The following is a 26183-nucleotide window of genomic DNA, read 5'->3' on the forward strand; positions in this document are numbered from 1 at the left end:
CCGGTACCCCGAGGCCGGGCGACGATCGCTGGCATGCGCTCATATCGCCGCCGCCGGTTGCTGGTTCCTGTCCTGCTGTGCGCGTTCGCGGTCCTCGCGGCCCGGCCCACCGCGGCGGGCAGGCAGCCCGGCAGCGGCACCCTAGGGGACCTGGGCCTCAGCGCCGAGGTGGTGCGGCTGTACGAGGAGGCGGCGGCCGCGACGCAGCAGTACGAGGCGGGGCGCCGGGAGGCCGAGGAGCAGCGGGCCCGGGCGCGGCGGGCTGAGGAACTGCTGGACCGTCAGCGGCGGCACATCGCCGCCCTGGACGAGGATCTGGGCCGGATCGCCCGTGCCCAGTACCGCGGCAGCGGGGGCCTGCCGGTGGCCGCGCAGATGATCCTCGCCGACAGCCCCGAGGACCTGATGCGAGGACATCACGCCTTCTCCCAGGCCGACCTCGCCGTGAACAACGCGATCGCCAAGAGCCGCCGCGCCGAGGCACGGCTCGCGGCGGACGAGGCCGAGGCAGCGGCCCAGTGGCAGGTGCTGGAGCAGCGGAACAGCCAACTCGCCGCTCTGAAGGCGGGCATCGAGCGGAAGCTCGAGAAGGCGCGCTCGCAGCTCCAGGGGCAGGCGGACGCCTCGGTGGCCGCCGGGGCGTGCCGTGGCGCCGTCCGGCTCGAGCAGCCGGAGACGGATCTCACTGATGCCTGGGTCGCGCCGGTGGAGACGTACGAGCTGTCCGCCTCGTACGGCAGCGGCGGTTCGCGCTGGGCGAGACGGCATACGGGGCAGGATTTCGCGGTGCCGATCGGCACCCCGGTCCGGGCCGTGGGGGCGGGCCGGGTGGTCAGGGTGTCCTGCGGTGGTGCCTTCGGCATCGAGATCGTGCTCAAGCACGAGGGCGGCTACTACACGCAGTACGCCCATCTGGCGTCCGTCACGGTCGACCAGGGGGAGCATGTCAGCCCCGGCCAGTGGATCGGCCAGTCGGGCAGCACCGGCAACTCCACCGGCCCCCACCTGCACTTCGAGGCCCGGATCACGCCGCAGACGGGCTCGGCGGTGAACCCCGTGTCGTGGCTGGAGGAACGAGGGGTGTCGCTCTGAGGCGGCGGCGCGAGGGTTACCTCAGCTCGGTGAGCAACTGCTCGATCACGACCGCCACGCCGTCCTCGTTGTTCGCGACCGTCCGTCCCGAGGCCGCGATGATCACGTCCGGGTGGGCGTTGCCCATGGCGAACGAACGGCCCGCCCAGGTCAGCATCTCGACGTCGTTCGGCATGTCCCCGAAGGCGACGACCTCCTCGTGCGAGATGCCGCGCTCGGCGCAGCACAGGGCGAGGGTGCTGGCCTTGGACACGCCGGGACCGCTGATCTCCAGCAGGGCGCTGGGGCTGGACCGGGTCACGCCGGCCCGGTCGCCGATGGCGAGCCGGGCCAGGGTCAGGAAGGCGTCGGGGTCCAGATCGGGGTGGTAGGCCAGGATCTTCAGCACCGGCTCGGCGGCCGCACGGTGGTCCGGCGACAGCAGTTCCTCGGCCGGAGCGAGGCTGTCGGGGATCTCCATGTGCAGCTTCGGATACGTCGGCTCCTGGTAGAAGCCGTACGTCTGCTCCACCGCGTACACCGTGCCCGGCGCCGCCTCGCGCAGCAGCCGTACGGCGTCCAGCGCGTTCTCCCGGGCCAGCTCGCGCACCTTCACGAACCGGTGGGCGCCGGGGCCGCCGTGCAGGTCGACCACGGCGGCGCCGTTGCCGCAGATCGCCAGGCCGTGGCCGTGGACATGGTCGCTGACGACGTCCATCCAGCGGGCCGGGCGGCCGGTGACGAAGAAGACCTCGATGCCCGCCTCCTCGGCGGCGGCCAGCGCGGCGACGGTGCGTGGGGACACCGACTTGTCGTCTCGCAGCAGGGTGCCGTCGAGGTCGGTGGCGATCAGCCGCGGCGGGACGGTCTCGGGCGCGGTTTCGGGCTGTCGGGTCGCTGAGGTCACCCGGTCATTGTCCCGCACATGTCTGCACGGGCGTGCGGGAGCCCGCACAGGTGAGTGGATACCGCCCTCACCAGGGCTTACCCGGGGAGCTGCGCGCGGAGGCCTCCCCGGGTGGCGCCCACCACGCTTCAGCGCAGCTGTCCCGGAGCCTCCATGGCGATCTGCTCGAAGACCTTCTCGTCCGTTGCGAAGACCGAGTCCGGGATGGGCCAGTGGACCACGAATTCCGTGAATCCGAGTTCCGCGTGCCGGCCGGCGAAGTCGACGAACGCGTCCAGGGACTGCAGCGGGCCGTTGCGGTCCGGGGTGAATCCGGTCAGCAGCACCTTGTCGAGGTCGGCCATGTCCCGGCCGATCTCGGCGCAGGTGTCGGCGAGCTTCTCCGCCTGCCTGCGAATGGCCTGAATCGACTGTTCAGGGGTGCCGTTCTCAAACAGCTTGGGGTCGCCCGTGGTCACCCATGCCTGCCCGTACCGGGCTGCCAGTCGCAGCCCGCGCGGCCCGGTTGCGGCCACCGCGAAGGGCAGCCTGGGGCGCTGCACACAGCCGGGGATGTTCCGCGCCTCGTGCGCCGAGTAGAAGTCGCCGTCGTACGACACGGTGTCCTCGTTGAGCAGCCGGTCGAGCAGCGGGACGAACTCGGCGAAGCGGTCGGCGCGCTCGCGCGGGGTCCACGGTTCCTGGCCGAGGGCGGTGGCGTCGAAGCCGGTGCCACCGGCTCCGATACCCAGGGTGACACGCCCCCCGGAGATGTCGTCGAGGGAGATCAGTTCCTTGGCGAGGGTCACCGGGTGCCGGAAGTTCGGCGAGGTCACCAGCGTGCCCAGCCGCAGCCGGTCGGTGACGGTCGCGGCGGCGGTGAGTGTCGGGACGGCGCCGAACCATGGGCCGTCGCGGAAGGTACGCCAGGAGAGATGGTCGTAGGTGTAGGCGGTGTGGAAACCGAGTTGCTCGGCACGCTCCCAGGCCGCGCGGCCGCCTTCGTGCCAGCGACGGTAGGGGAGGATCACGGTGCTCAGGCGCAGACTCATGGGTCGAGCCTAGAGGAGCGCCTCGGGAGATCGGTGTTTCACGTGAAACGGTCACCGTGAGCGGCCCTCCGTCCACAGCAGATCAGTGCGACCCGGGAAATCGCAAGTACCGCGGTGGTACGGACTGTGTCAGCCACACGCCGTTCGCACTCACGTGGAACACATGGCCGTCGCGGTGCATGGCGGTACCGTCCACCACCAGTACGACCGGCCGGCCGCGACGGGCACCGACACGGGCCGCCGTCTCGCGGTCGGGGGAGAGATGCACGTCGTGCCGGTTCATCGGCCTGAGACCCTCCGTCCGGATCGTCTCCAGATGGCGGGCGACGGTGCCGTGGTACAGGATCGCGGGCGGTATGGCCGGCGGCAGCCCCAGGTCGACCTCGACGCTGTGGCCCTGGCTGGCTCGGATCCGGGAGCCCTCGACGGCGAAACGCCGCTTGTCGTTGGCGGCGACGACATGATCCAGTTCCTCACGGGTGAACCGGAAACCGTGCGAGGCGGCCGCCGTGATCACCGTGTCGATCTCGACCCAGCCCGCTTCGTCGAGCGTGAGCCCGATGCGGTCCGGCTGGTGGCGCAGGTGCTTCGAAAGGTACTTGGACACCTTGACGGTGCGTCTGTCGTCCATACCCCCAGCGTGCGGGAGAGACCTGAATCACGCGATCGAGTTTCACATCGGAGGTTTGATCCACAACGAAGTACGGTTATCCACAGGGGAATTCGCGATTCTGTGGACAACTGGCCGCCAGGGCAGGGGCCTTGGGCCGTCACACCGGCGGTTTCAGCCGTGCGATCCCCCGCAACACCCCCGGCGCCAACCGTGACAGTACCCGGGCACCCCGCGCCTCAGGCGTCACCGCGACCACCGCCTCGTCGCGCACCACCGCCCGCAGAATCGCTGCGGCGACCTTCTCCGGCGGGTAGTTCCGCAGCCCGTAGAGACGGGCGGCACGCTGCCGCAGTCGCTTCTCCTCGCCGGCGTCGACCCCGGCGAAGCGCGCCGTCGCGGTGATGGCCGTGTTGACGAAGCCGGGGCACACCGCCGTCACGCCGATCCTCTGTCCGGCGAGCTCCGCGCGCAGGCACTCGCTGAGCATGAGCACGGCCGCCTTTGACGTGCTGTAGGCGGGCAGCGCCCGGGACGGCTGGTAGGCCGCGGCCGACGCCACGTTGACGATGTGGCCGCCCTGACCGCGCTCGGCCATCCGCCGGCCGAAGAGCCGGCAGCCGTGGATCACGCCCCACAGGTTGACGTCGAGGACGGTCTTCCAGTCCTCCGTCGTCGTGTCGAAGAAGGAACCGGACAGTCCGATCCCGGCGTTGTTCACGAGGACATCCACCACGCCGTACGCGGTGGTGACCTTCTCGGAGAGCTTCTCCATCTCCTGTTCGTCGGAGACGTCGGCCGTCTCCGCCCAGGCCGCCGGGGCGCCCACCCGGCGGGCCGACTCGGCGGTGCGCGCCGCCGCCTCGGCGTTCCGGTCGACCGCGACCACCCGTGCCCCGGCCGCGGCGAACGCGAGCGCCGTCGCCCGCCCGATGCCGCTGCCCGCCCCGGTGACCAGTACCAGCTGCCCGCCGAACCGCTCGGCGTGCCGACCGCTCGCGGTCACCGAAGGCCGCCCGTTCTCCACGGATGTCACGAACTCGGTGATCCAGGCCGCCAGCTGATCAGGGCGGGTGCGCGGGATCCAGTGCCCCGCCGGGAGGGTCCGCCGGATCAGGTGCGGAACCCAGTGTTCCAGCTCGTCGTCGAGCCGCTCCGAAAGAAAACGGTCCTTCAGCGGCGTGATGAGCTGCACGGGTGCGTGGGCGTGTGCGTCCGGGCGCGGCCTGCGCAGCCGGGGCCGGACGTTGTCCCGGTACAGCCAGGCCCCGTGCGCCGCGTCCGAGGGCAGCGACGAGGTCGGGTAGCCCCCGGCCGGCACCCGCTCGAGGCGCTCCAGCGTCCTCGGCCAGCGCCAGCCGAGCGGCCCTCGCCAGGCGAGCTCGGGCAGCACGGGCGTGTGCAGCAGGTACACGTACCAGGAGCGGGCGCCCTGCCCGAGGAGCTGGGCGACCCGGCCTGGGGTGGGCCGCTTCACGCGGCTGCCGATCCAGTGGCCGAGGTGGTCGAGCGACGGCCCGGACATCGACGTGAAGGAGGCGATACGGCCCTCGGTGCGCTTGACGGTGGTGAACTCCCAGGCCTGCACCGAACCCCAGTCGTGCCCCACCAGGTGCACCGGCCGGCCCGGGCTCACCGCGTCCGCGACGGCCAGGAAGTCCTCCGTCAGCTTCTCCAGCGTGAACCCGCCCCGCAGCGGCCGCGGCGCCGTCGACCGGCCGTGACCGCGGACGTCGTACGCCACCACGTGGAAGTGCCCGGCGAGACGCGCGGCGACCTCGGACCACACCTCCTTGCTGTCGGGGTAGCCGTGCACCAGCACGACCGTCGGCCGACCGGGATCCCCCAGCTCGGCCACGGACAACTCGACTCCACCGGTCCGCACCCGGCGCTCCCGCGCACCCCTGAGCAACGTCATCCGGCGAATCTGACAGTTGTTAGAGAAGCCGTCAACAGGGCGCTGCCCGGGGTCGCCACGGCCGTGGTAACTCCCGAGAACCAGCTCCCCTAAGGGCCCGTACTACCTCAGGTTGATACGAAGACAGCTCTGCGGAGTGACGACCGCCACGCTCACGGCCCCTACCGTCGAAGCGTGACTGTGATCGCGACCGAAAGCCTGAGCAAGCGGTTCCCCAGGGTGACCGCGCTTGACCGGCTCTCCGTGGACGTCGGGCCCGGTGTGACCGGACTCGTCGGAGCCAACGGAGCCGGCAAGTCCACACTGATCAAGATCCTGCTGGGTCTGTCCCCCGCCACCGAGGGCCGCGCCGAAGTGCTCGGCCTCGACGTCGCCACCAAGGGCGCCGACATCCGCGAGCGGGTCGGCTACATGCCCGAGCACGACTGCCTGCCGCCGGACGTCTCCGCCACCGAGTTCGTCGTCCACATGGCACGCATGTCGGGCCTGCCGCCCACCGCCGCCCGCGAGCGCACCGCCGACACCCTGCGCCACGTCGGCCTGTACGAGGAGCGCTACCGCCCCATAGGCGGCTACTCCACCGGCATGAAGCAGCGCGTGAAACTCGCGCAGGCCCTCGTCCACGACCCGCAGCTGGTCTTCCTCGACGAGCCGACCAACGGCCTCGACCCGGTCGGCCGGGACGAGATGCTCGGCCTGATCCGCCGCATCCACACCGACTTCGGCATATCGGTCCTGGTCACCTCCCACCTGCTGGGCGAGCTCGAGCGCACCTGCGACCACGTCGTCGTCATCGACGGCGGCAAGCTCCTGCGCTCCAGCTCCACGACGGACTTCACACAGACCACCACGACCCTCGCCATCGAGGTCACCGACACCGACGAGCACCCGGACGGCACCCGCGCGGTGCGCGAGGCGCTGCACGCGCGAGGGGTGAGTGTCGAGGACGGCAGCGGCCTGCCCGGCGCCGGCCGCATCCTGCTCCTGACCGCACAGGGTGAGGAGACCTACGACCTGATCCGGGACGTGATCGCCGACCTCGGACTCGGCCTGGTGCGCATGGAGCAGCGCCGGCACCACATCTCCGAGGTCTTCACGGCCGGCGACCAGCACGAGCAGCGGAAGGAGGCGGTCGGCCATGGCGGTTGAGCACTCCACGGGGGCAGCGGCCCCGGCCCCGGGCGACCAGACCCGCATCCACAACATCGGCTACCGCGGCTACGACGGCCCCCGCCTGGGCCGCGCCTACGCCCGCCGGTCCCTGTACTCGCAGTCCCTGCGGGGTTCCTACGGCCTCGGCCGCTCGGTCAAGTCCAAGGTCCTGCCGATGCTGCTGTTCGTGGTGATGTGCGTGCCCGCGGCGATCATCGTCGCCGTCGCGGTCGCCACCAAGGCGAACGCCCTGCCCCTGGACTACACGCGCAACGCGATCGTCATGCAGGCGGTCATCAGCCTGTACGTCGCCTCGCAGGCACCCCAGTCCGTCTCGCGCGACCTGCGCTTCAAGACCGTACCGCTGTACTTCTCGCGGCCCATCGAGACCGCCGACTACGTCCGCGCCAAGTTCGCGGCACTGGCCTCGGCGTTGTTCATCCTCACCGCGGCGCCGCTGCTCGTGCTCTACGTGGGCGCGCTGCTGGCCAAGCTCGACTTCGCCGACCAGACCAAGGGATTCGCACAGGGACTCGTCTCCGTGGCACTGCTCTCACTGCTGTTCGCCGGCATCGGCCTGGTCATCGCGTCCTTCACGCCGCGCCGCGGCTTCGGCATCGCGGCCGTGATCGCCGTACTGACCATCAGCTACGGCGCCGTCTCGACCCTCCAGGCCATCGCCGACGCGCAGGGCAGCAGTGACGCCGTGCCGTGGATCGGGCTCTTCTCGCCGATCACCATCATCGACGGTGTGCAGTCCGCGTTCCTCGGCGCGACCTCCGCCTTCCCCGGCGGGGTGGGCCCGGGCAATGCCGAAGGCGTCGTCTACGTCCTCGTCGCACTCGGTCTGATCGCCGCGAGCTACGGCCTGCTGATGCGCCGCTACAAGAAGGTGGGCCTGTGACCACGCTCTCCATCGACCACGTCTCCCGCTGGTTCGGCAACGTGGTCGCCGTCAACGACATCACCATGACCATCGGCCCCGGCGTCACCGGCCTGCTCGGTCCCAACGGCGCCGGCAAGTCCACCCTCATCAACATGATGGGCGGCTTCCTGGCCCCCTCCACCGGCACGGTCACCCTCGACGGCCAGCCGGTGTGGCGCAACGAGCAGATCTACAAGCACATCGGCGTCGTCCCCGAGCGGGAGGCGATGTACGACTTCCTCACCGGCAAGGAGTTCGTCCTGGCCAACGCCGAGTTGCACGGCCTGGGCGCCAGGGCGGCCCAGAAGGCACTCGCCACGGTCGAGATGGAGTACGCGCAGGACCGCAAGATCCAGACGTACTCCAAAGGCATGCGCCAGCGCGTGAAGATGGCGAGCGCCCTCGTGCACGACCCCTCACTGCTGCTGCTGGACGAACCGTTCAACGGCATGGACCCCCGTCAGCGCATGCAGCTGATGGACCTGCTGCGGCGCATGGGCGACGAGGGCCGCACGGTGCTGTTCTCGTCCCACATTCTCGAAGAGGTCGAGCAACTCGCCTGGCACATCGAGGTCGTCGTCGCCGGACGGCATGCCGCCAGCGGCGACTTCCGCAAGATCCGCCGCCTGATGACGGACCGGCCACACCGCTACCTGGTGCGTTCCAGCGACGACCGCGCCCTGGCGGCGGCGCTGATCGCCGACCCGTCGACGTCCGGCATCGAGGTCGACCTCGCCGAGGGCGCGCTGCGCGTCCAGGCCGTCGACTTCGGCCGCTTCACGGCCCTGCTGCCGCGGGTGGCCAGGGACAACGGCATCCGCCTGCTCACGGTCTCGCCGTCCGACGAGTCCCTCGAGTCCGTCTTCTCGTATCTGGTCGCGGCGTAGGAGGCCATGATGTACGACCCCACAGTCGCCCGGCTCACCTACCGGGCCCTGCTCGGCCGTCGCCGGGCCCTCATCCTCGGTGCCCTGCCGCTGCTGCTGATCGTGATCGCCGTGGCGGTGCGGGGCCTCGCCGGGGCGGACGACCAGACCGCGTCGGACCTGCTGGGAGGACTCGCCCTCGCCACGATGGTGCCGATCATCGGCGTCATCGCGGGCACCGGCGCGATCGGCCCGGAGATAGACGACGGCTCGGTGGTGTACCTGCTGTCCAAGCCGATCAAACGGCCGACGATCATCTTCACCAAGCTGATCGTGGCCATAGCGGTGACCATGGTGTTCTCCGCGGTGCCGACGCTCATCGCCGGGTTCATCCTGAACGGCAACGGGCAGCAGATCGCCGTCGCCTACACGGTGGCCGCGCTGGTCGCCTCCATCGCCTACGCCGCACTGTTCCTGCTGCTCGGCACGGTCTCCCGGCACGCGGTGGTGTTCGGGCTCGTCTATGCCCTGGTCTGGGAGGCCCTGTTCGGCTCCCTGGTGCCGGGCGCCCGCACGCTGAGCGTCCAGCAGTGGTCGCTGGCCGTGGCCCAGAAGGTCTCCGGCGGTGACCTGGTGACCTCTGACGTGGGGCTGACCACGGCGACGGTGCTGCTGGTGGCCGTCACCGTGCTGGCCACCTGGTACGCCGGTCAGAAGCTGCGCTCGCTGACGCTGGCCGGCGAGGAGTGACGAGCCCCGGCCTTGACGGTGGCTTCACCTCCGCCAGGGCACACTGGGCAAACCGCACGTAAGGGCACAGCACGGGAGTGGGGCGGCCGACCGGGAGGGGACGGGGATGGCGGGCGAGAGGGCTCAGTACGACGGGCGGTCCGACAGCGGATCCGGCGATGACGACTGGGACGACCTCGTCCTGGACGAGGACTTCATACGTTCCGCCGGCACCTCCGAGCCGTCCGCCCGCGCCCGGATGCTCGCCGCGCGCTGGCGCCGTGAGGAGCCGGAGCCGCAGCCCTGGCGCTCCGACGAGCCGCCCGCGGGCTGGTTCTTCAGCAAGGCCCGCCGACGCAGGTGGCGCAGGCGGTAGCCGACGGCTGCCGATTTAATCGGTGGCGTCCAGATCGCCCGGCAGGCAGCATGGTTCTCGTCCTGCCGGGCGATGAGTCCGGCGCCATGTTCTGGGAGAGGAGCAGGACGATGTCCATGCACGGCAGTACGTCCAGCTCCCTTCAGGGCAGCCCGCGGCGGGTTCCGGAGTAGTCGCTACCCCTCCGTAGAGCCCGCCCCACACGCGGAGCTGCCCGGGGCGGCCGCTTCGAGCACGCGAATCGCACCTCGCGTGGGCCGCCCACCCGGAGGATTGGCCGAGTGGTAAGGCACCGGTCTGCACTGTGTTCGATCAATGCAGCCGTGGTCGGGCCGACAAGCCCGCGCACGTTCGATCCGTGCATCCTCCGCCCCGCGCAAGACCGCGCAAGACCGCGCAAGGCCCCGTACGACCCAAGGCTCAGCCCAGCAACCGCTCCAGCACCACCGCGATCCCGTCCTCCTCGTTCGAGGACGTCACCTCGTCGGCCACCGCCTTCAGCTCCTCGTGGGCGCCGGCCATGGCGACACCGTAGGAGGACCAGGCGAACATCGGGATGTCGTTGGGCATGTCGCCGAAGGCGATCGTGTCCGCCGCCTTCATCTTGAGCCGACGGGCCGCCAGGGACAGACCCGTCGCCTTGGACAGGCCCAGGGGGAGGAGTTCGACGATGCCCTCGCCCGCCATGACGACGGTGACGAAACCGCCGGCGGTCCGTGTGGCCACCTCGCACAACTCGTCGTCCGACAGCGTCGGGTGCTGGATGTAGAGCTTGTTCAGCGGTGCGCTCCACAGATCGGAGGCGTCCGTGAACGGGGTCGCGGGGAGGGCTCCGTGGACCGCGTAACCGGGCCCCACCAGCACCTCGCCGTCCAGGCCGTCACGGCTCGCCGCCAGGTGCAGCGGACCGACCTCCGCCTCGATCTTCGCCAGCGCCACCCCGGCCAGCTGCCGGTCCAGCGTCACCGACGTCAGCAGGCGGTGGGCGCCCGCGTCGTACACCTGCGCGCCCTGGCCGCAGACGGCCAGGCCCTGGTAGCCGAGCTCGTCGAGGATGTGCCTGGTCCAGGGGACCGACCGGCCGGTGACGACGATGTGTGCGGCGCCCGCCGCGGTGGCCGCGGCGAGCGCGTCACGGGTGCGTGCCGACACGGAGTCGTCGGTCCGCAGCAGCGTCCCGTCGAGGTCGGTCGCGATCAGCTTGTACGGGAAGCCGCCCGAGGGAGCAGTGTCGCTCACTTGGCCACCGGCTCCAGGACCTCCCGGCCGCCCAGGTACGGACGCAGTACCTCGGGAACGCGCACCGAGCCGTCGGCCTGCTGGTGGTTCTCCAGGATCGCGACGATCGTGCGCGGTACGGCGCACAGCGTGCCGTTGAGCGTGGCCAGCGGGCGGACCTGCTTGCCGTCACGGACACGGATCGACAGACGGCGGGACTGGAACTCGGTGCAGTCCGAGGTCGAGGTCAGCTCGCGGTACTTGCCCTGGGTCGGGATCCAGGCCTCGCAGTCGAACTTGCGCGCGGCCGAGGACCCGAGGTCGGCGGAGGCCACGTCGATGACCCGGAACGGCAGCTCCAGCGAGGTCAGCCACTGCTTCTCCCACTCCAGCAGCCGCTGGTGCTCGGCCTGCGAGTCCTCCGGGGCGACGTAGGAGAACATCTCGACCTTGTCGAACTGGTGCACGCGGAAGATGCCCCGGGTGTCCTTGCCGTGCGAACCGGCCTCGCGGCGGAAGCAGGGCGAGAAGCCCGCGTAGCGCAGCGGGAGACGGTCCGCGTCGAGGATCTCGTCCATGTGGTACGCCGCGAGCGCGACCTCGGAGGTGCCGACCAGGTACAGGTCGTCGTTCTCGAGGTGGTAGACGTCCTGGGCGGCCTGGCCGAGGAAGCCCGTGCCCGCCATGGACTGGGGGCGGACCAGGGCCGGGGTCAGCATCGGCGTGAAGCCGGCCGCGGTGGCCTGGGCCATCGCCGCGTTGACCAGGGCGAGCTCCAGCAGGGCGCCCACACCCGTCAGGAAGTAGAAGCGCGAGCCGGACACCTTGGCGCCGCGCTCGACATCGATCGCGCCGAGGAGCTGGCCGAGCTCCAGGTGGTCCTTGGGCTCGAAGCCCTCACCGGCGAAATCGCGGATCGTGCCGTGCGTCTCCAGCGTGACGAAGTCCTCCTCGCCGCCCACCGGCACGTCCGGGTGGACGAGGTTGCCGAGCTTCTGGAGCAGCTCCTGGGTCTCGGCGGCTGCCGCGTCGCGTTCCGCGTCGGCGGCCTTGACGTCGGCGGCGAGCTGGCTCGCCTTCTTGAGCAGCTCGGCCTTCTCGTCCCCGGTCGCCTTGGGGATCAGCTTGCCGAGCGCCTTCTGCTCGGCGCGCAGCTCGTCGAAGCGGACGCCGGACGACCTGCGCCGCTCGTCGGCAGACAGGAGGGAGTCGACGAGCGCGACGTCCTCTCCACGGGCGCGCTGAGACGCGCGCACACGGTCGGGGTCCTCACGGAGCAGGCGAAGGTCAATCACGCGGTCAAGGCTACCGGTGTGGGGCGACCGCCCACGACTCGCTATTCCGGTCCGGCGTTACGTACCGTTATGGGGTAATTGCGCATGGTGTCAATAGTGGTGCCCCTCTCCCCGAAATGAGGCATTCCCAAGGCGCGGCATTGACTCGACTTCCTTGTGGCGAGCGGGACTTGGGATCCGGTTGTCCACAGGGATCCACACCCTCGGAAGAGTTATCCACAGGCTGTGTGGAAGATCTGTGGACTCTGGAATTGATCACTCCGGAAGGCCGGATCACCCCTTGGAATTCCCAGTACAAACCCGTTCCATCCTCACTTTCGAGTGGAATTGGGTCCCCCCGAAGAGTTACGCAAGGGAAAAGGGTGGACGAAGGGCGACCTACGCGCCGATGGACCCATCCGGGCCACGTAGGGCGATTTGTCGACTGAATCGCGGTCTGTTGTCGACTTGTCCCCAGGTCGAGAAGCTGGCCTGTGGATAACTACTGTGGATAACGAAAATCACCAGGTACGACCGCTCAGAACCGTCCGTCCTGACACCGCGCCACCCAGTCCGCCGCCGCCACGAACTCCTCGTCCGACGTACCCGGCCGCGGCGGCCGGACGTCCCCCGGCCGCATGTCCGCCCGCGGATAGGAGCCGAGGTACCGCACCTGGAGGCAGATCCGCTTGAGGCCCATCAGAGCCTCGGCCACTCGGCGATCGGAGATGTGGCCCTCGGCGTCGATGCAGAAGCAGTAGTTGCCGATGCCCGCGCCGGTGGGCCGGGACTGGAGCAGCATCAGGTTGATACCGCGGGTGGCGAACTCGCCCAGCAGGTCGCGAAGGCCGCCGGGGTGGTCGTCGCGCTGCCACAGCACGATCGAGGTCTTGTCCGCGCCGGTCGGCGCTGCGGGCCGGGCGGGCCGGCCGACCAGCACGAACCGTGTCTGGGCGTTCTCCGCGTCGTGGATCCCGGTCTCCAGGGCCTCGAGGCCGTAGCGGGCGGCGGCGAACTCGCCGGCGAAGGCGGCGTCGTACTGGCCCTCCTGGACCAGCCGGGCGGCGTCCGCGTTCGAGGCGGCCGACTCCCAGTGCGCGTCGGGGAGGTGCTTCTTCAGCCAGTTGCGCACCTGCGGCTGGGCGGCCGGGTGGGCGGAAACCGTCTTGATGTCCGACAGTCCGGTGCCCGGGCGGACCAGCAGTGCGAAGGTGATCGACAGCAGCACCTCGCGGTAGATCATCAGCGGTGCGCCGGCGACCAGCTCGTCGAGGGTGGTGGTGATGCCGCCCTCGACGGAGTTCTCGATCGGCACGAACGCGGCCTCGGCCTCGCCGACTCGTACCGCGTCGAGCGCGGACTGGACGGAGACGTACGGGACGAGTTCCCGGGTGGCGGCCTCGGGAAGAGTGCGCAGGGCGACTTCGGTGAAGGTGCCCTCGGGGCCGAGATACGCATAGCTCGCTGGCATGACCTCACCCTAATGGGCTCGGGGAAAGGGCATCCCCCACAAGCTCACATGGCTGAACATTCACCCCTCCAGCAACTTCTGCCCCACATACTCACCCTGCGCCGCCCCGCCCGGTACCGCGAACAGCCCGCTCGACTCGTGCCGGATGAACTTCGACAGGGCGTCACCCCGGTCGAGTTTGCGCTGCACCGGGACGAAGCCGCGCAGCGGATCGGCCTGCCAGCAGATGAAGAGCAGGCCCGCGTCGGGCGCACCGTCCGCGTCGATGCCGTCGTGGAAGGAGAACGGCCGGCGGAGCATCGCCGCGCCGCCGTTCTGGTCGGGCCGGGTGATCCGGGCGTGGGCATTGATCGGGACGAGCAGGTTGCCCTCGGCGTCCGTCTTCTCCAGGTCCATCGCGGTGGTCTCGGTGCCCCCGGACAGCGCCGCCCCGTCCGACTTGCGGCGTCCGATCACGTCCTCCTGCGCCTTGACGGAGAGTTTCTCCCAGTCGTCGAGGAGCATGCGGATCCGGCGTACGACGGCGTAGGAGCCGTTCGCCATCCAGGCCGGTTCGCCCTTCTCCGGCACGAAGATCCGCTGGTCGAAGTCGGCTTCGCTCGGCTTCGGATTGCGGGTTCCGTCGATCTGGCCCATCAGGTTGCGGGCCGTCATGGGATGGGAGGTCGCCCCTGGTGAGCGGTTGAAGCCGTTCATCTGCCAGCGGACCCGGGCGGCGGATCCGGCGTCCTTCTGGATGGCGCGCAGGGCGTGGAAGGCGACGAGGGCGTCGTTGGCGCCTATCTGCACCCACAGGTCACCGTTGCTGCGGTTCTTGTCGAGCTGGTCGGAGGAGAACTCGGGCAGCGGGTCCAGGGCGGCCGGGCGCTGCTTCTCCAGACCTGTCCTGCTGAAGAAGCTGTGGCCGAAGCCGAAGGTGATGGTCAGTGACGAGGGTCCGGCGTCCCGGGCCACGTCGGTGTCGTCGTGGGGGCTCGGCTCGCCCGCCATCAGCCGCCGGGCCGTCTGCGACCAGCGGCGCAGCAGGGCTGCGGCTTCCGTGCGGCCGGTGCCCGCGGCCAGGTCGAAGGCGATGAGGTGGCCGCGGGCCTGGAGGCCGTCGGTGATGCCGGGCTGATGTTTCCCGTGAAACATCGCCCGCCCGGTGCCGAGCGAGGTGAGGGGAGCGGCGGCCTCGGAGGGCGCGGTGGTGTATCCGAGGGCCGCGCCCGCCGTGCCTAGGACGACCCCGGTGGCGCCGGCGGTGCCGAGCAGCCGCCGCCGGGAGATGCCCTTGTCGGCCGGGGCCGCTGCGTTCTGCGCCGGGACGGAGCCGGTGGCGGAGGATTCCGGAATGGACTGGTCAGCCATGGGTGGTTCAGCCGATCTGCGCGTTCTTGGTGACGGTCACCTCGTCGATGTCGGAGGTCCGCACGGTCACGTCGACCTGCCAGTCGCCGGCCATGGGGATCTGCACTCCGTTCGCCGACCAGTGTCCGGTAGCGATGCGGTCGGGGACGACGGGCAGGGGCCCGATGTCCTTGGCTTTCAGGGTGAAGTCGACCTTCACCTCGGGGATGTCGAAGGCCCGGCCGTCCGGCCGCTCCACGTAGACGTGCATCTCGTTGGTGCCCACCCGCGCGGGGTCGAGGTCGATCGTGACGACGCCCTTGCCGTTCTCGCCGCCGGTGTCGAACGGCATGTTCAGGGTCAGCGCCCCGGACGCGCCCGGGTCGGCGGAGGCGGCCGCGGACTTCGAGGCGGCCGCCTTGGCCTCCTGCTCGGTGCGTCCCGGCTCGGTCTGTGTCAGCACGGTGGTGACGGCGAGCAGGACGACCGCGATGCCGGCCTCGGCGAGCACCGAGCGGCGCAGTCCGAAGCGGTTCGGATCGGCGTCCCGCAGCCGCTTCTGGCGGGCGGCGTCCCGGGCGGCGCGCTGCCGGGCGAGTTGGGCGGCGCGTTCGGCGTCGGCGGGGTCGGGATCCGACGGCTCATCGGAGTGGGCGGCCGACGGCTCATCCGATTCGGTGGCGGCGTCCGTGCCGGTTCCGTCGCCGTCGGAAACGCGGGGACCTCGGCCGCTGGGGTCAGGGGCGCCGGCACCGGCACCGACCGCACCGACCCGCGTCTTCTCCCGCTCCACCGATGCCGGCACCGTCTCCGCGAGCCGCCCCGTCCACCGCCGCGAGATCCACGCGACGCCGACCAGTACGGCCACAAGCGCGATCTTGGCGAGGAGCAGTTGCCCGTACCGCGTGTCCGTGAAGGCCGACCAGGAGCCGAGCTGGCGCCAGGACTGGTACGTGCCGGTCGCGACCAGGGCGAGGACGCTGCCGAAGGCGACGGCGGAGAAGCGGTGTACGGCCGGTGCGTCGACGGGCGTGTCCACGGGGGCCCGGTACAGAGCGGTCAGGAGCGCGCCCAGCCCGCCGAGCCATGCGGCGACGGCCAGCAGATGGACGATGTCGACGGGCATGGCGATGCCGGCTTGGAGCCCGACGGAGGCGTGCTCGGACATGGCCCAGCTCGCGGCGAGCCCGGCGGCCACGACGACGCCCCCGATCGCCAGCCCGAAGGTGAGGTCCCGCTTCTCCTCGGCGTCCTCCCGCTTGTCGTAGGTGCCGAACAGCACCGCGATGAACAGTGCCGCCGCGGCGAGCAGCAGCAGCCGGGAGACCAGAGCCGCGCCGGTCTTGGTCTGGAGCACCTGTCCGAGCAGGGACAGGTCGAAGACGTCGGCGACCTTCCCGGAGCGGGTGAAGGAGCCGCGCAGCAGCAGCAGGGCGAGGGTCGAGGCGGTGAGCGCGAGCCACCCGGAGACGACGAACCGCTGTACCGGCCGGACCCCGGAACCGCGAGGCCAGCAGGCGAGCACGAAGGCGGCGCCGCCGGCCATCACGATGAACCCGGCGTAGGAGACGTAGCGCCCGAAGCCGTACAGCCAGCCGACGACGCCGTCGTCGGTCGTCTGCCCGGAGACCGTCACGGACGTCTTGGAGGGGGCGCCGATGGAGAAGGTGTAGGCGCCGGTGACGGGGTGGCTGTCGGCCGACACGACCTGATAGGCCACCGTGTACGTGCCGTCGGGCAGGCCCGAGTGGAGCCGCACGGCGTACGTCGTGCCGCCGACGCCGGACGGTTCGCCGGTGTCGACGCGCTTGCCCTGGGGGTCCAGGACGCGCAGTGAGTCGTCGGACAGGGCGACCTGCTCGGAGAAGGTGAGCGAGATCCGGGCCGGGGCCTCCTGGACCACCGCCCCCTGTCCGGGGTCGCTGCCGGTCACCGCGGCGTGTGCGGAGGCCGGGCCGGCTCCGGCGAGGAGCGCGCAGGCCGCGGCCAGGAGCAGCAGCACCATGGTCCGGACGCGGGGGGCGATGGTCTGCGTCACAGTGGAACCTCCCTCAGTGTCCGGTCTTCGGGGTGTAGGTCGCCGACTTCACCGGCATCTCGATCTTCACCGGGCCGGAGTGGGCGAAGCGCAGCTCGACGGAGACCGTCTGGCCTTCCTTCGGCTTGCGCTTGAGCCGCTCGAACATCAGGTGGTTGCCGCCGCTGCTGAGCACCAGCTCGCCGTGCGCGGGGACCTTCAGGCTCTTGACCTCCTGCATGGCCTGGCCGGCGGTCTCGTGCACGGTGATCTGTCCGGCGATGTCGCTGGTGACCGAGGTGAGCTCGTCGGCGGCACCGCCCTTGTTGGTGATGGTGAAGAAGCCGGCGGCCATCTCGTCGGAGACCGGCTGCGGCATGTACGCGGAGCTGACGGAGAGTTCCGTCTCACCGCTTCCCGCACCGGAGCCGCTGGAAGCGGAGCCGGAGCCCGAGCCGCCGCAGCTCGCGAGGGCGAGCCCTCCGGCTATGACGAGGGCCGCCGGACCGAGCCGCCGCCTCACGGCTTTTCCCCCTTGAGGATCTTGGGAAGGTCCTTGGTGTAGTCGTCGACGCCGGCCTCCTCGTCGAAGAGCACATAACCGCCGTCGGTCTTCGGCGAGAAGGCGATGACCTGCGTACCGTGCTCGGAGACGATCTTGCCGTTCTTGTCCTTGCGCGGCGGGTCGAAGGCGATGCCGAGGGTGCGGGCGCCGGCCTGGATGGTCGCGAAGTCCCCGGTGAGGCCGACGAACCGGGGGTCGATGCCCTTGAGCCACTTGCCGAGCTCGGCGGGGGTGTCCCGGTCCGGGTCGGTGGTGACCAGCACGACGCGCAGCTTGTCCTGTTCGGCCTTGGGCAACTGCTTCGCGGCCACGGCGATGTTGCTCATGGTCGACGGGCACACGTCGGGGCAGTGGGTGTAGCCGAAGTAGATGAGGGTCGGCTTGCCCTTGGTCTCCTCGCGGAGGTCGTACTTCTTGCCGTGGGTGTCGGTGAGGACCAGGTCCGGCTTCTCGAAGGGCTGGTCGAGGACGGTGGCGGCCTTGTCGCTGCCGGCCTGCTCGGACACCACGGTGACGGGCTTGTCGCTGTCGCCGCCGCTGCCGCAGGCGGTCAGGGTCAGGGAGGCGGCGGCGAGCAGAGCGGCCGCGGCGAAGGTCTTGGTGCGCATAGAGAAATGTCCCAGATGTCGGTGGCCCGGCGCGCACCGGGGTGCCCCGCCCCGCAGGCGGGGTCCCGGCGCGCGCCGTGCAACGGAGTCAGCCTCAGGCGTCGGTACGCCGGCGTCCGGCGAGCACGCCGTAGGCGACACCGGCGGCGCCCACCACGATGCCGACGACGCCCAGGACGCGGGCGGTGGTGTCGGTGCCGCCGCCGTCGGAGGAGCCGGAGTCCGCGGCGGTCTCGGCGGAGGCGTTCTCGGCCGACTTGGCGTCGGAGGCGTCGTCACCCGAGGAGCCGTGGTGCCCGTCCTCGGAGGCGGCGGAAAGCTCCAGCACGGGGGCCGGGTTGTCGGGCTCGTCCTGACCCTTCTGCGGCACCTCGATCCAGCGGACGACCTCCTTGTCGGAGTACGTCTGAAGGGCCTTGAAGGCCAGCTGGTCGGTGTCCTCGGGCAGGGGGCCGATGGAGACCGGGAACTTCTGGAAGAAGCCGGCCTTGATGCCGTCGCCGTCGGCGGTCCAGGTGACCTTGGTGACGGCTTCGGAGATCTTCTCGCCGTGCATCTCCAGCGGCTTGTCCAGCTTGGACTTGGTGACCTTGGTCTTCCAGCCCGGAACCGGCTCCGGCATGACGGAGGCCAGCGGGTGGTCCGTGGGGAAGGTGATCTCGAGCTTGGTGGTCGAGGCGTCGTCGCGCTCGTTGGGGACCTTGAAGTCGACGACCGCGTAGCCGCCCTTGGCGGCCGTGCCCTCGGGCTGCACGGTGACGTGCGCGAAGGCGGGGGCGGACAGGGCGAGCACGGTGAAGCCGGCGGCGGCACCGGCCGCGGCGATACGGGAAGCCTTCATGGAAAGGGGCACTCCGCTGTGAGTCGGTTTTCCGATGGATGAGACAGAAGAGGCATCCGCGCACACGCGCGTGCCGCACGACGGCGGCCCCTCCTGCGATCCGTCCGAGAGGACTCGAAGAGATACGAAGAGATACGGAGTGGTGCTCGCGTCGTGTCAGGCGGCGAGGGCGAATGCGGATACGGCAGCCGTGGTGGTCGGCGGGCCGCGCCGGATCACCGTGTGCTGGAGTGCGGTCATGCCCGCCATACCGGACGCGCGGTGCACGGTGTGCGCGGGGCGCGGGGGTGCCTCGGGCACGGCCGGAAGCCCGGCGCGCAGGGCGCGAACCAGCGCGAGGGCGGCCCGCAGGGAGCGCACGAGCGCCCCTTCGGCGACGCCCTGTGCCGACAGTTCGGTGAGCCGCAGCAGGGCCAGGTCGCCGTTGCGCAGCAGCCAGCCGGCGGCGATCGCCGCGAGGACGTGGCCGAGAAGCATCGGCAGGGAGGGCCACAGTGAGGGCGGCGCCCCGGCGTCCGCCAGGTGCGTGTGCGCCTCCGTGGCCGGCTGGAGCCGGGCGTCGCTCAGGATCTTCTGGGCCTGTGCCGGGCTGATCGTCGCCGCCGTGGTGCCGCACACCAGCCGCGCGGCCTGCTGGACCAGCGCGGCGTCACTCGCGCCCGTCGGCATCGAGGGCGTGGCTGCGGCCGTACTGTGCTGACCGAGTCCGAACAGCGTGTGCAGCACCGTCTGCCCGGCCGCGAGCAGTATCGCGATCCCCGGCAGTGAGCGCACCCGCCCGGCGAGCGGTGCCGCGACCGCGATCACGCCGAGGAACCCGGCGCCCAGCGTCCACAGCGGAACGCCGTCGCAGGAGGCGACCGCGTGACCCGCCCCGGCCAGCACGACACAGACCGCGGCGAACACCGCGGCCCGGAACATCCGGACCGAGTGTCCGGGGTGCGTCGTGGGCGCGTGGGGGGCAGTCATGGCGGGCTCATCATCGCACTGGCCCCGCGGCCCCCGTGCGGCAGGTCCGCAAGATGCGCTACGACCGGAACATCCCCGTCTGGCCCGGCCCGCTCCCAGATGCCCGGGCCCACGGTCCCCGCATACACCGATCAGAACCGGCCCGCATCCGCCGTATGGGCGGTGTCACGTCAACTTCACGCTTACATGCGGGGACTCGGGGCAATACGTATCGGTATGTCGAGCCGCAGCCAGGAGGCTGGAGCATGAGCATCTGGTGGTCACTCCATCTGCGGCGCGAGGCCGCGAGCGTGCCGCTCGCCAGGCGCCTGCTGCTCGGCACGATGGAGACCGCGGGAGTCGACCCCGACATTTCCTACGACCTGTCCGTGGCTCTCAGTGAGGCCTGTGCCAACGCTGTGGAGCACGGTGGCGACACGGCACGCGGCGGTCCGGGTGTGGAGGCGTACCGGGTCACGGCCTACCTCGACGGGGAGAAGTGCCGCATCGAGGTCGCCGACGCGGGCCCGGGGTTCCCCGGCGCTTGCGCCGACCGGCCCCGCCCGAGGATCCGCCCCGCGCACACCGACGCGGAGCACGGCCGAGGACTGTGCCTCATCCAGGAGCTGGCCGACCACGTCCACATCGGCAACAAGCCGGGACGGGGCGGGGCCGTGGTGAGCTTCGACAAGGTCCTCAAGTGGCGCGAGGGCGCCGCACCGATGATGGCGGTCTGACCTCCTGCGATGCCCGCTCGGCCCCCCGAGTCCGGCGTTTCACGTGAAACATGCTCCCCGGCTGCGGCTCGACCGGGTTACAGCGCGCCCCAGTCCAGCGTCGTACGCGCCAGCCCCGCCACCTCCGTGAGCAGCGCCAGCCGGGCCGCGCGGACCGCCGGTTCGGGGTCCATCACCAGCACCTCGTCGAAGAAGACGCTGATCGCCTCGACCAGCGGGCCGGATTCCTGGATCAGCGCGTCCAGGTCGTCCTCGCGGCCGTGCAGTGCCTGGCGTACGGCCTGCGCGCTCTCGGCGAGGCGCAGTTCGGCGGGCGCGGTCAGCAGGGACGGGTCCGCCCCCTCGACGCCGCCCTCGGGAAGGATGCGCACCACCCGCTGGAAGGCGGCGGCGAGTGCTTCGAAGGCCTCGGTGCCGATGTGCCGCTCCAGCGTGGCCAGCGTGCGGTCGCCGTGGGCGGGCCGGTCGGCCCACACCAGCACGGCCTGCACCAGCCGGTGCTCGTGCCCGGCGTCCGTGAGCTGCTGCTCGTACCGCCGGGTGATCAGCTCGGCGGCCTCGGCGACTCGCTCGGCGGGCACCTCGACGCCCTGTGCGGCGTACCGTACGGCTGCCGCACGCAACCCGTCCCGTACCCGGACACCGGCCACGGCGGGCACGCTCCGCAATACGTTCAGCAGCCCGATCGCGGCCCGGCGCACCCCGTACGGGTCGGAACTCCCTGTCGGTGCGGCACCGATCAGGAACATGCCGGTCACCAGGTCGAACCGGTCGGCGAGCGAGAGCACGGCACCCGCGTCCCCGGCCGGCAGGGTGCCGCCGGCGGAGCGGGGCATCTCCATCTCGGCGAGGGCCCGGGCGACCTCGGCGGACTCACCGGCCCGCAGGGCGTACTCCTCGGCCATCACCCCGGCAAGACCGGAGAACTCGATCACCATCTGCGAGGCCAGATCGAACTTGGCCAGCGCACCGGCGCGCCGCACGACGTCCGCCGCCTCCTCGGCGAGCCCGGCCCGCCGGGCCAGGTCGACGGCGAGGACGGCGATGCGCTCGGCGCGCTGGGCGACCGTACCGAGCCGGTCCTCGAAGGTCAGCTTGTCCAGCCGCCGCCGGAACTCGGCCGGCGGCACCTTGAGGTCCGCCTGCCAGAAGAACACGGCGTCCTCGTAACGGGCCCGCAGCACGGCCTCGTTGCCCGCCCGCACCACATCGTCGTCGCACAGGGCGTTGGCGAAGGTGACGAAGTACGGCATGAGCCGCTCGCCGTCCAGCACCGGCAGATAGCGCTGGTGCTTGCGCATGACGGTGGTCAGGACGCTCGCGGGCAGCTCCAGGTACCGCTCGTCGAACGACCCCCGCACGGCGTAGGGGAACTCCAGGATGTCGGTGATCTCGTCGATCAGGCCGGCCTGTTCCTCCACGTCGATCCGTCCGCCCACCTCGGCCGCCGCCTCCAGGGCACCGCGCACCACCGCGCCGCGCCGGGCGTCCCGGTCGAGCAGGATGCCGTGCATGTGCAGGAAGTGCGGGTAGCCCTCGGCGGAGGTCACACGGACCTCCGGATAGGGCGCCTGGCGGTGCACGCGCGTCGTGTCGCTCGCGGCCAGCGAGGAGACCACCACCGGCAGGGGAGTACGGCCGAGCAGCGCCAGCAGCCACCGCACGGGACGCGAGAACGACAGACCCGGGTCGCTCCACCGCATGTTGCGGCCGGCACGCAGCCCGGACACGACCTCGGCGAGCAGGTCGCTGAGCACCTCGACGGCCGGACGCCCCTCCTCGTGACGGGTGACCGCCACGTACTCGGTACCGCCGGCCTCGACGACCCGCACGTCCGCCGGGTCGGCGCCCTGACTGCGGGCGAAGCCCAGCAGTGCGGGGGTGGGGGCGCCGTCCTTGTAGGCGGCGGCCACCTTGGGGCCGCGCACGGTCCGCATGGTGTCGCGCTCGCGCGGCTGCACACCCTCCACGGTGATCACGATGCGGCGCGGTGTGGCCATCACGGTGATCGCGCCGTGCCCCAGCCGCGTCGCGGCCAGCTTGGCGGTGACGGACTCGCGCACCGCCTCGGTGGTGGCGGGGACGTCGGCGTACGGCAGTTCCTCCACACCGATCTCGAACAGCAGTGTCTCGACACCGGACACCTTCGGCAGCGCGGCCCGCTGTGCCGGCGCCGGCGCGGCCGCCACCCCCAGCGGATGCTCCAGCGCGGCCCGCCGCCGCTCCCACAGCTTGGCCGACTCATGCGTCAGCCCCCGCATCAGCGAGAACGCCTTGGCACGTTCGGTGGTGCTGATGGCGCCGCGCGCGTCGAGCACGTTGAAGGTGTGGCTGCACTTGAGCACGTAGGTGTACGCCGGAACCGGCAGCTCCAGGTCGAGCAGACGACGGGCCTCGGCCGCGTACGCCTCGAACAGCCCGTGGTTGGTGTCGAGATCGGCGTCGTCGAGGTAGTACCGGCTCATCTCGTACTCGTTCTGACCGAACACCTCGCCGTACGTGATGCCCGGCGCGTAGACGATGTCCTTGAAGTGGGACACGCCCTGAAGATTCATCAGGATGCGTTCGAGGCCGTACGTGATCTCCACCGACACCGGGTCCAGGGCCATACCGCCGACCTGCTGGAAGTAGGTGAACTGGGTGATCTCCATGCCGTCCAGCCAGACCTCCCAGCCCAGCCCCCAGGCGCCGAGCGCGGGTGAGGCCCAGTTGTCCTCGACGAACCGCACGTCGTGTGCGTTCAGGTCGACGCCGAGCGCCCGCAGACTGCCCAGGTACAGCTCCTGCGGGTTGCCCGGGTCGGGCTTGAGGATGACCTGGAACTGGGTGTGGGTCTGGAGCCGGTTGGGGTTCTCGCCATAGCGCGAGTCGTCCGGCCGCACGCTCGGCTCCACATAGGCCACGCTCCACGGCTCGGGACCGAGCACCCGCAGTGCCGTGGCCGGGTTGGCCGTACCGGCTCCGACCTCGGTGTTCAACGGCTGCGTGATCATGCAGCCGTTGTCGCTCCAGTACCTCTGCAGGGTGAGGATGGCGTCCTGCATGGTCAGCACCGTCTGGACGTTCTTCATGGTGATCGCCGCCTGTTCCCCGAGTCGGCCCGGCAAGGTGGGCCATGATCTCATACGCCAATAACCGCTGAGCTGCGGTTTTTTGACGCCGGCCGAATGCGCCGGTCGGTTCACAGCCGGTTCTCAGCCCAGTCCCATGCCTCTGACGGGCACAATCCCTAGGGTCCCCGCTCATGACGGGAAACGACCGGGACCGTGAGAACGAGGCGCTGGCCCAGGCCGCCGTCGAGGCGCTGGTCGGCCAGCTGGACCTGGCGCCCAAGCCGGGCCTGCCCGACCCGCGCGATCTGACCGCCCGGGCCACCCGGCGGGACCACAGCAGCCTGCGCTGGTCGGCCAGGGCCCTGTACCCCGGCCTCATGGCGATGGCCGCCGCGGCCCGCCGCACGGGCGAGCCAAGCGCCGGGCTCCGGGCGGAACTGGGAGCGATCGGCCGCTCGACGGAACACACGGTCGGCCTCGCGGGCGGCGGCCACCGGGGCGCCCTGTGGACCCTGGGTCTGCTGGTCGCCGCGGCGGCCCTCGAACCGGGTGCCGGACCCAACCGGACGACGGCCCTGGCCAAGGCCATCGCCGCCCACCCGGACCGCCGCGCCCCGCGCCGCGCCTCCCGAGGCTCGACGGTGTCGGCCCGCTACGGCGCGGCCGGCGCGCGAGGGGAGGCCAAGGCCGGCTTCCCCCACGTCCGCAGGGCCCTGAACGCCCTCACCACGGCCCGGTCCCAGGGCACCCCGGAACCCCTGGCCCGCCTGGACGCGCTGCTCACGGTGATGTGCACACTCCAGGACACGCACCTGCTGTACACGGCGGGCCCGAGGGGGCTCCGTCACGTGCAGGCGGGGGCGCGCGGTGTCCTGGAGGCGGGCGGAACGGCGACGCCGCCGGGCACCGAGGCCCTCAGCACCCTGGACACCGAGCTCACCAGCCGTGCCTGGACCCCGAGCGGCAGCGCCCCTCTCCTGGCAGGCGCACTGTTCCTGGACCGACTCAGCCCCTGACGGCGGCCATCCAGGCCTCGACCTCATCCGAACGCCGCGGCAGCGCCGCACTCAGATTCCGGTTCCCGTCCTCCGTCACGAGGATGTCGTCCTCGATCCGCACCCCGATGCCCCGGTACTCCTCCGGCACGGTCAGGTCATCGGCCTGGAAGTACAACCCGGGCTCGACGGTCAGGCACATGCCCGGCTCCAGCACACCGTCGACGTACGTCTCGGTGCGCGCGGCAGCGCAGTCGTGCACGTCCATGCCCAGCATGTGCCCGGTCCCGTGCAGCGTCCACCGCCGCTGCAGCCCCAGCTCCAGCACCCGCTCCACGGGCCCCTCGGCCAGCCCCCACTCGACGAGCTTCTCGGCGAGCACGCGCTGCGCGGCGTCGTGGAAGTCCCGGTACTTCGCGCCCGGCTTCACCGCCGCGATCCCGGCCTCCTGGGCCTCGTACACCGCGTCGTAGATCTTCTTCTGGATCTCGCTGAACCGCCCGTTGACCGGCAGCGTGCGCGTGACGTCGGCGGTGTAGTAGGTGTGCGTCTCCACACCGGCGTCGAGCAGCAGCAGGTCGCCCGACCGCACGGGGCCGTCATTGCGCACCCAGTGCAGTGTGCAGGCGTGCGGCCCGGCCGCGGCGATCGTGCCGTAGCCGACGTCGTTGCCCTCGACCCGGGCGCGGAGGAAGAACGTGCCCTCGATGTACCGCTCGGAGGTCGCCTGGGCCTTGTCGAGGACCTTCACGACGTCCTCGAAACCGCGCACCGTCGAGTCGACCGCCTTCTGCAGCTCGCCGACCTCGAACTCGTCCTTGACCAGCCGCGCCTCGGAGAGGAAGACCCGCAGCTCCTCGTCCCGCTCGGCGGTGACCTTGTCGGTCAGCGCGGCCTCGATGCCCGCGTCGTAGCCGCGCACGACGCGCACGGGGCCGGTGGCCTCGCGCAGCGTGTCCGCCAGCTCGCGCACGTCGGACGCGGGGATGCCGTACAGCTTCTCCGCCTCGGTGAGGGAGTGCCGCCGGCCGACCCACAGCTCGCCCTGGCCGTCCAGCCAGAACTCCCCGTTCTCGCGGTCGGACCGGGGCAGGAGGTAGATCGTGGCCTCGTGGCCCTCGCCCTTGGGCTCCAGGACCAGGACGCCGTCCTCCGTCTGGTTGCCGGTGAGGTAGGCGTACTCGACGGAGGCGCGGAAGGCGTACTCGGTGTCGTTGGAGCGGGTCTTCAGGTTGCCCGCGGGGATCACCAGCCGCTCGCCCGGGAACCGCTCGGACAGCGCGGCACGGCGGGCGGCGGTCTCGGCGGCCTGGGGGATGGGCTCGAGGTCACGCAGCTCGGTGTCGGCCCAGCCGCTCTTCATGTTCTCTGCCAGCTCGTCGGACACGCCGGGGTACAGTCCGTTCTTCCGCTGCTTGATGGGCTCCTCTTCAGCAGTCTCAGCGGTCTCCGAGAGCTCCTCCGCCACGGTCATCCTCCTCGCTTCGGCACCGGACCCCTCCACTCTACGGCGGCGCGGAACGGGCCCAGGGGCGCTGACGA

At 71.0% G+C, this 26183-nt stretch carries 23 protein-coding genes and 1 tRNA gene; 9 read left to right on the plus strand and 15 right to left on the minus strand.

The features are described 5' to 3' along the window. Positions 1–33 precede the first annotated feature (33 nt). Positions 34–1092, plus strand: coding sequence for a M23 family metallopeptidase (locus IE212_RS20260; RefSeq protein WP_190199295.1), 1059 nt, complete (start codon positions 34–36; stop codon positions 1090–1092). 16 nt (positions 1093–1108) lie between these two features. Here the strand turns inward: IE212_RS20260 and IE212_RS20265 are convergent, their stop codons facing one another. The 4 genes from IE212_RS20265 to IE212_RS20280 form a co-directional block, all read right to left on the minus strand. After that, complete coding sequence (locus IE212_RS20265; RefSeq protein ID WP_229864474.1) at positions 1109–1978, minus strand: HAD-IIB family hydrolase; 870 nt, start codon at positions 1976–1978, stop codon at positions 1109–1111. Positions 1979–2106: 128 nt separating this feature from the next. Beyond that, on the minus strand, positions 2107–3009 hold the full coding sequence (locus IE212_RS20270) for an LLM class flavin-dependent oxidoreductase (RefSeq protein WP_190199297.1): 903 nt from the start codon (positions 3007–3009) through the stop codon (positions 2107–2109). Positions 3010–3091: 82 nt separating this feature from the next. Beyond that, complete coding sequence (locus IE212_RS20275) at positions 3092–3640, minus strand: RNA 2'-phosphotransferase (protein WP_190199298.1); 549 nt, start codon at positions 3638–3640, stop codon at positions 3092–3094. 139 nt (positions 3641–3779) lie between these two features. After that, positions 3780–5537 (minus strand): SDR family oxidoreductase, encoded by a 1758-nt coding sequence (locus IE212_RS20280; RefSeq protein ID WP_190199299.1) that lies wholly within the window; start codon positions 5535–5537, stop codon positions 3780–3782. Between the two features lie 180 nt (positions 5538–5717). On the opposite strand from IE212_RS20280, the gene IE212_RS20285 reads away from it, so the two are divergent. The 6 genes from IE212_RS20285 (at position 5718) to IE212_RS20310 (ending at position 9955) form a co-directional block, all read left to right on the plus strand. Further along, positions 5718–6686, plus strand: a complete 969-nt coding sequence (locus tag IE212_RS20285) for an ABC transporter ATP-binding protein (RefSeq protein ID WP_190199432.1) — start codon at positions 5718–5720, stop codon at positions 6684–6686. Then, positions 6676–7593: an ABC transporter permease gene (locus IE212_RS20290; protein WP_190199300.1), complete on the plus strand. Its 918-nt coding sequence runs from the start codon at positions 6676–6678 to the stop codon at positions 7591–7593. Before IE212_RS20285 ends, IE212_RS20290 begins: the two co-directional genes overlap by 11 nt. Further along, positions 7590–8501: an ABC transporter ATP-binding protein gene (locus IE212_RS20295; protein ID WP_190199301.1), complete on the plus strand. Its 912-nt coding sequence runs from the start codon at positions 7590–7592 to the stop codon at positions 8499–8501. Before IE212_RS20290 ends, IE212_RS20295 begins: the two co-directional genes overlap by 4 nt. 9 nt (positions 8502–8510) lie before the next feature. Beyond that, positions 8511–9230 carry an ABC transporter permease subunit gene (locus IE212_RS20300; protein ID WP_030237582.1) on the plus strand — a complete coding sequence of 240 codons (720 nt, stop codon included), beginning with the start codon at positions 8511–8513 and terminating at the stop codon, positions 9228–9230. Between the two features lie 106 nt (positions 9231–9336). Continuing rightward, positions 9337–9585, plus strand: coding sequence for an SGM_3592 family protein (locus tag IE212_RS20305; protein WP_190199302.1), 249 nt, complete (start codon positions 9337–9339; stop codon positions 9583–9585). Positions 9586–9852: 267 nt separating this feature from the next. Then, positions 9853–9955, plus strand: a tRNA-OTHER gene (locus IE212_RS20310). A gap of 50 nt (positions 9956–10005) precedes the next feature. Here IE212_RS20310 and IE212_RS20315 read toward each other — a convergent pair. The 9 genes from IE212_RS20315 to IE212_RS20355 form a co-directional block, all read right to left on the minus strand. Further along, on the minus strand, positions 10006–10824 hold the full coding sequence (locus IE212_RS20315) for an HAD family hydrolase (RefSeq protein ID WP_190199303.1): 819 nt from the start codon (positions 10822–10824) through the stop codon (positions 10006–10008). Continuing rightward, on the minus strand, positions 10821–12098 hold the full coding sequence (serS, locus tag IE212_RS20320; RefSeq protein WP_190199304.1) for a serine--tRNA ligase: 1278 nt from the start codon (positions 12096–12098) through the stop codon (positions 10821–10823). The genes IE212_RS20315 and serS overlap by 4 nt, the downstream gene beginning before the upstream one ends. A gap of 517 nt (positions 12099–12615) precedes the next feature. Continuing rightward, entirely contained in the window at positions 12616–13548 is a 933-nt protein-coding gene (gene pheA, locus IE212_RS20325; RefSeq protein ID WP_190199305.1) for a prephenate dehydratase, read from the minus strand. Between the two features lie 60 nt (positions 13549–13608). Further along, positions 13609–14898, minus strand: a complete 1290-nt coding sequence (gene efeB, locus IE212_RS20330) for an iron uptake transporter deferrochelatase/peroxidase subunit (RefSeq protein WP_190199306.1) — start codon at positions 14896–14898, stop codon at positions 13609–13611. A gap of 7 nt (positions 14899–14905) precedes the next feature. Continuing rightward, positions 14906–16915, minus strand: a complete 2010-nt coding sequence (locus IE212_RS20335) for a copper resistance CopC/CopD family protein (protein WP_190199307.1) — start codon at positions 16913–16915, stop codon at positions 14906–14908. Between the two features lie 13 nt (positions 16916–16928). Beyond that, entirely contained in the window at positions 16929–17417 is a 489-nt protein-coding gene (locus IE212_RS20340) for a copper chaperone PCu(A)C (protein ID WP_190199308.1), read from the minus strand. Beyond that, the gene (locus tag IE212_RS20345; RefSeq protein WP_190199309.1) at positions 17414–18067 is read right to left on the minus strand and encodes an SCO family protein; all 654 of its coding nucleotides are present in this window, start codon (positions 18065–18067) and stop codon (positions 17414–17416) included. The genes IE212_RS20340 and IE212_RS20345 overlap by 4 nt, the downstream gene beginning before the upstream one ends. Positions 18068–18161: 94 nt before the next feature. Further along, the gene (locus IE212_RS20350; protein WP_190199310.1) at positions 18162–18908 is read right to left on the minus strand and encodes a YcnI family copper-binding membrane protein; all 747 of its coding nucleotides are present in this window, start codon (positions 18906–18908) and stop codon (positions 18162–18164) included. Between the two features lie 156 nt (positions 18909–19064). After that, positions 19065–19877 (minus strand): hypothetical protein, encoded by an 813-nt coding sequence (locus IE212_RS20355; RefSeq protein ID WP_190199311.1) that lies wholly within the window; start codon positions 19875–19877, stop codon positions 19065–19067. A gap of 245 nt (positions 19878–20122) precedes the next feature. Here IE212_RS20355 and IE212_RS20360 point away from each other — a divergent pair, with 245 nt between their 5' ends. Beyond that, on the plus strand, positions 20123–20593 hold the full coding sequence (locus IE212_RS20360; RefSeq protein ID WP_190199312.1) for an ATP-binding protein: 471 nt from the start codon (positions 20123–20125) through the stop codon (positions 20591–20593). Between the two features lie 77 nt (positions 20594–20670). Here IE212_RS20360 and IE212_RS20365 read toward each other — a convergent pair whose 3' ends face one another. Next, entirely contained in the window at positions 20671–23700 is a 3030-nt protein-coding gene (locus IE212_RS20365) for a glycine--tRNA ligase (RefSeq protein ID WP_229864477.1), read from the minus strand. A gap of 137 nt (positions 23701–23837) precedes the next feature. Between IE212_RS20365 and IE212_RS20370 the strand changes: the two genes are divergently transcribed. Then, positions 23838–24662 carry a triphosphoribosyl-dephospho-CoA synthase gene (locus IE212_RS20370; protein ID WP_190199313.1) on the plus strand — a complete coding sequence of 275 codons (825 nt, stop codon included), beginning with the start codon at positions 23838–23840 and terminating at the stop codon, positions 24660–24662. Here IE212_RS20370 and IE212_RS20375 read toward each other — a convergent pair. Further along, the gene (locus IE212_RS20375; protein WP_190199314.1) at positions 24652–26115 is read right to left on the minus strand and encodes an aminopeptidase P family protein; all 1464 of its coding nucleotides are present in this window, start codon (positions 26113–26115) and stop codon (positions 24652–24654) included. The two genes, IE212_RS20370 and IE212_RS20375, sit on opposite strands and share 11 nt — an antisense overlap. Positions 26116–26183: the final 68 nt, after the last annotated feature.

The organism is Streptomyces djakartensis (assembly GCF_014651075.1).
In the GTDB taxonomy this organism is placed as follows: Bacteria; Actinomycetota; Actinomycetes; order Streptomycetales; family Streptomycetaceae; genus Streptomyces; species Streptomyces djakartensis.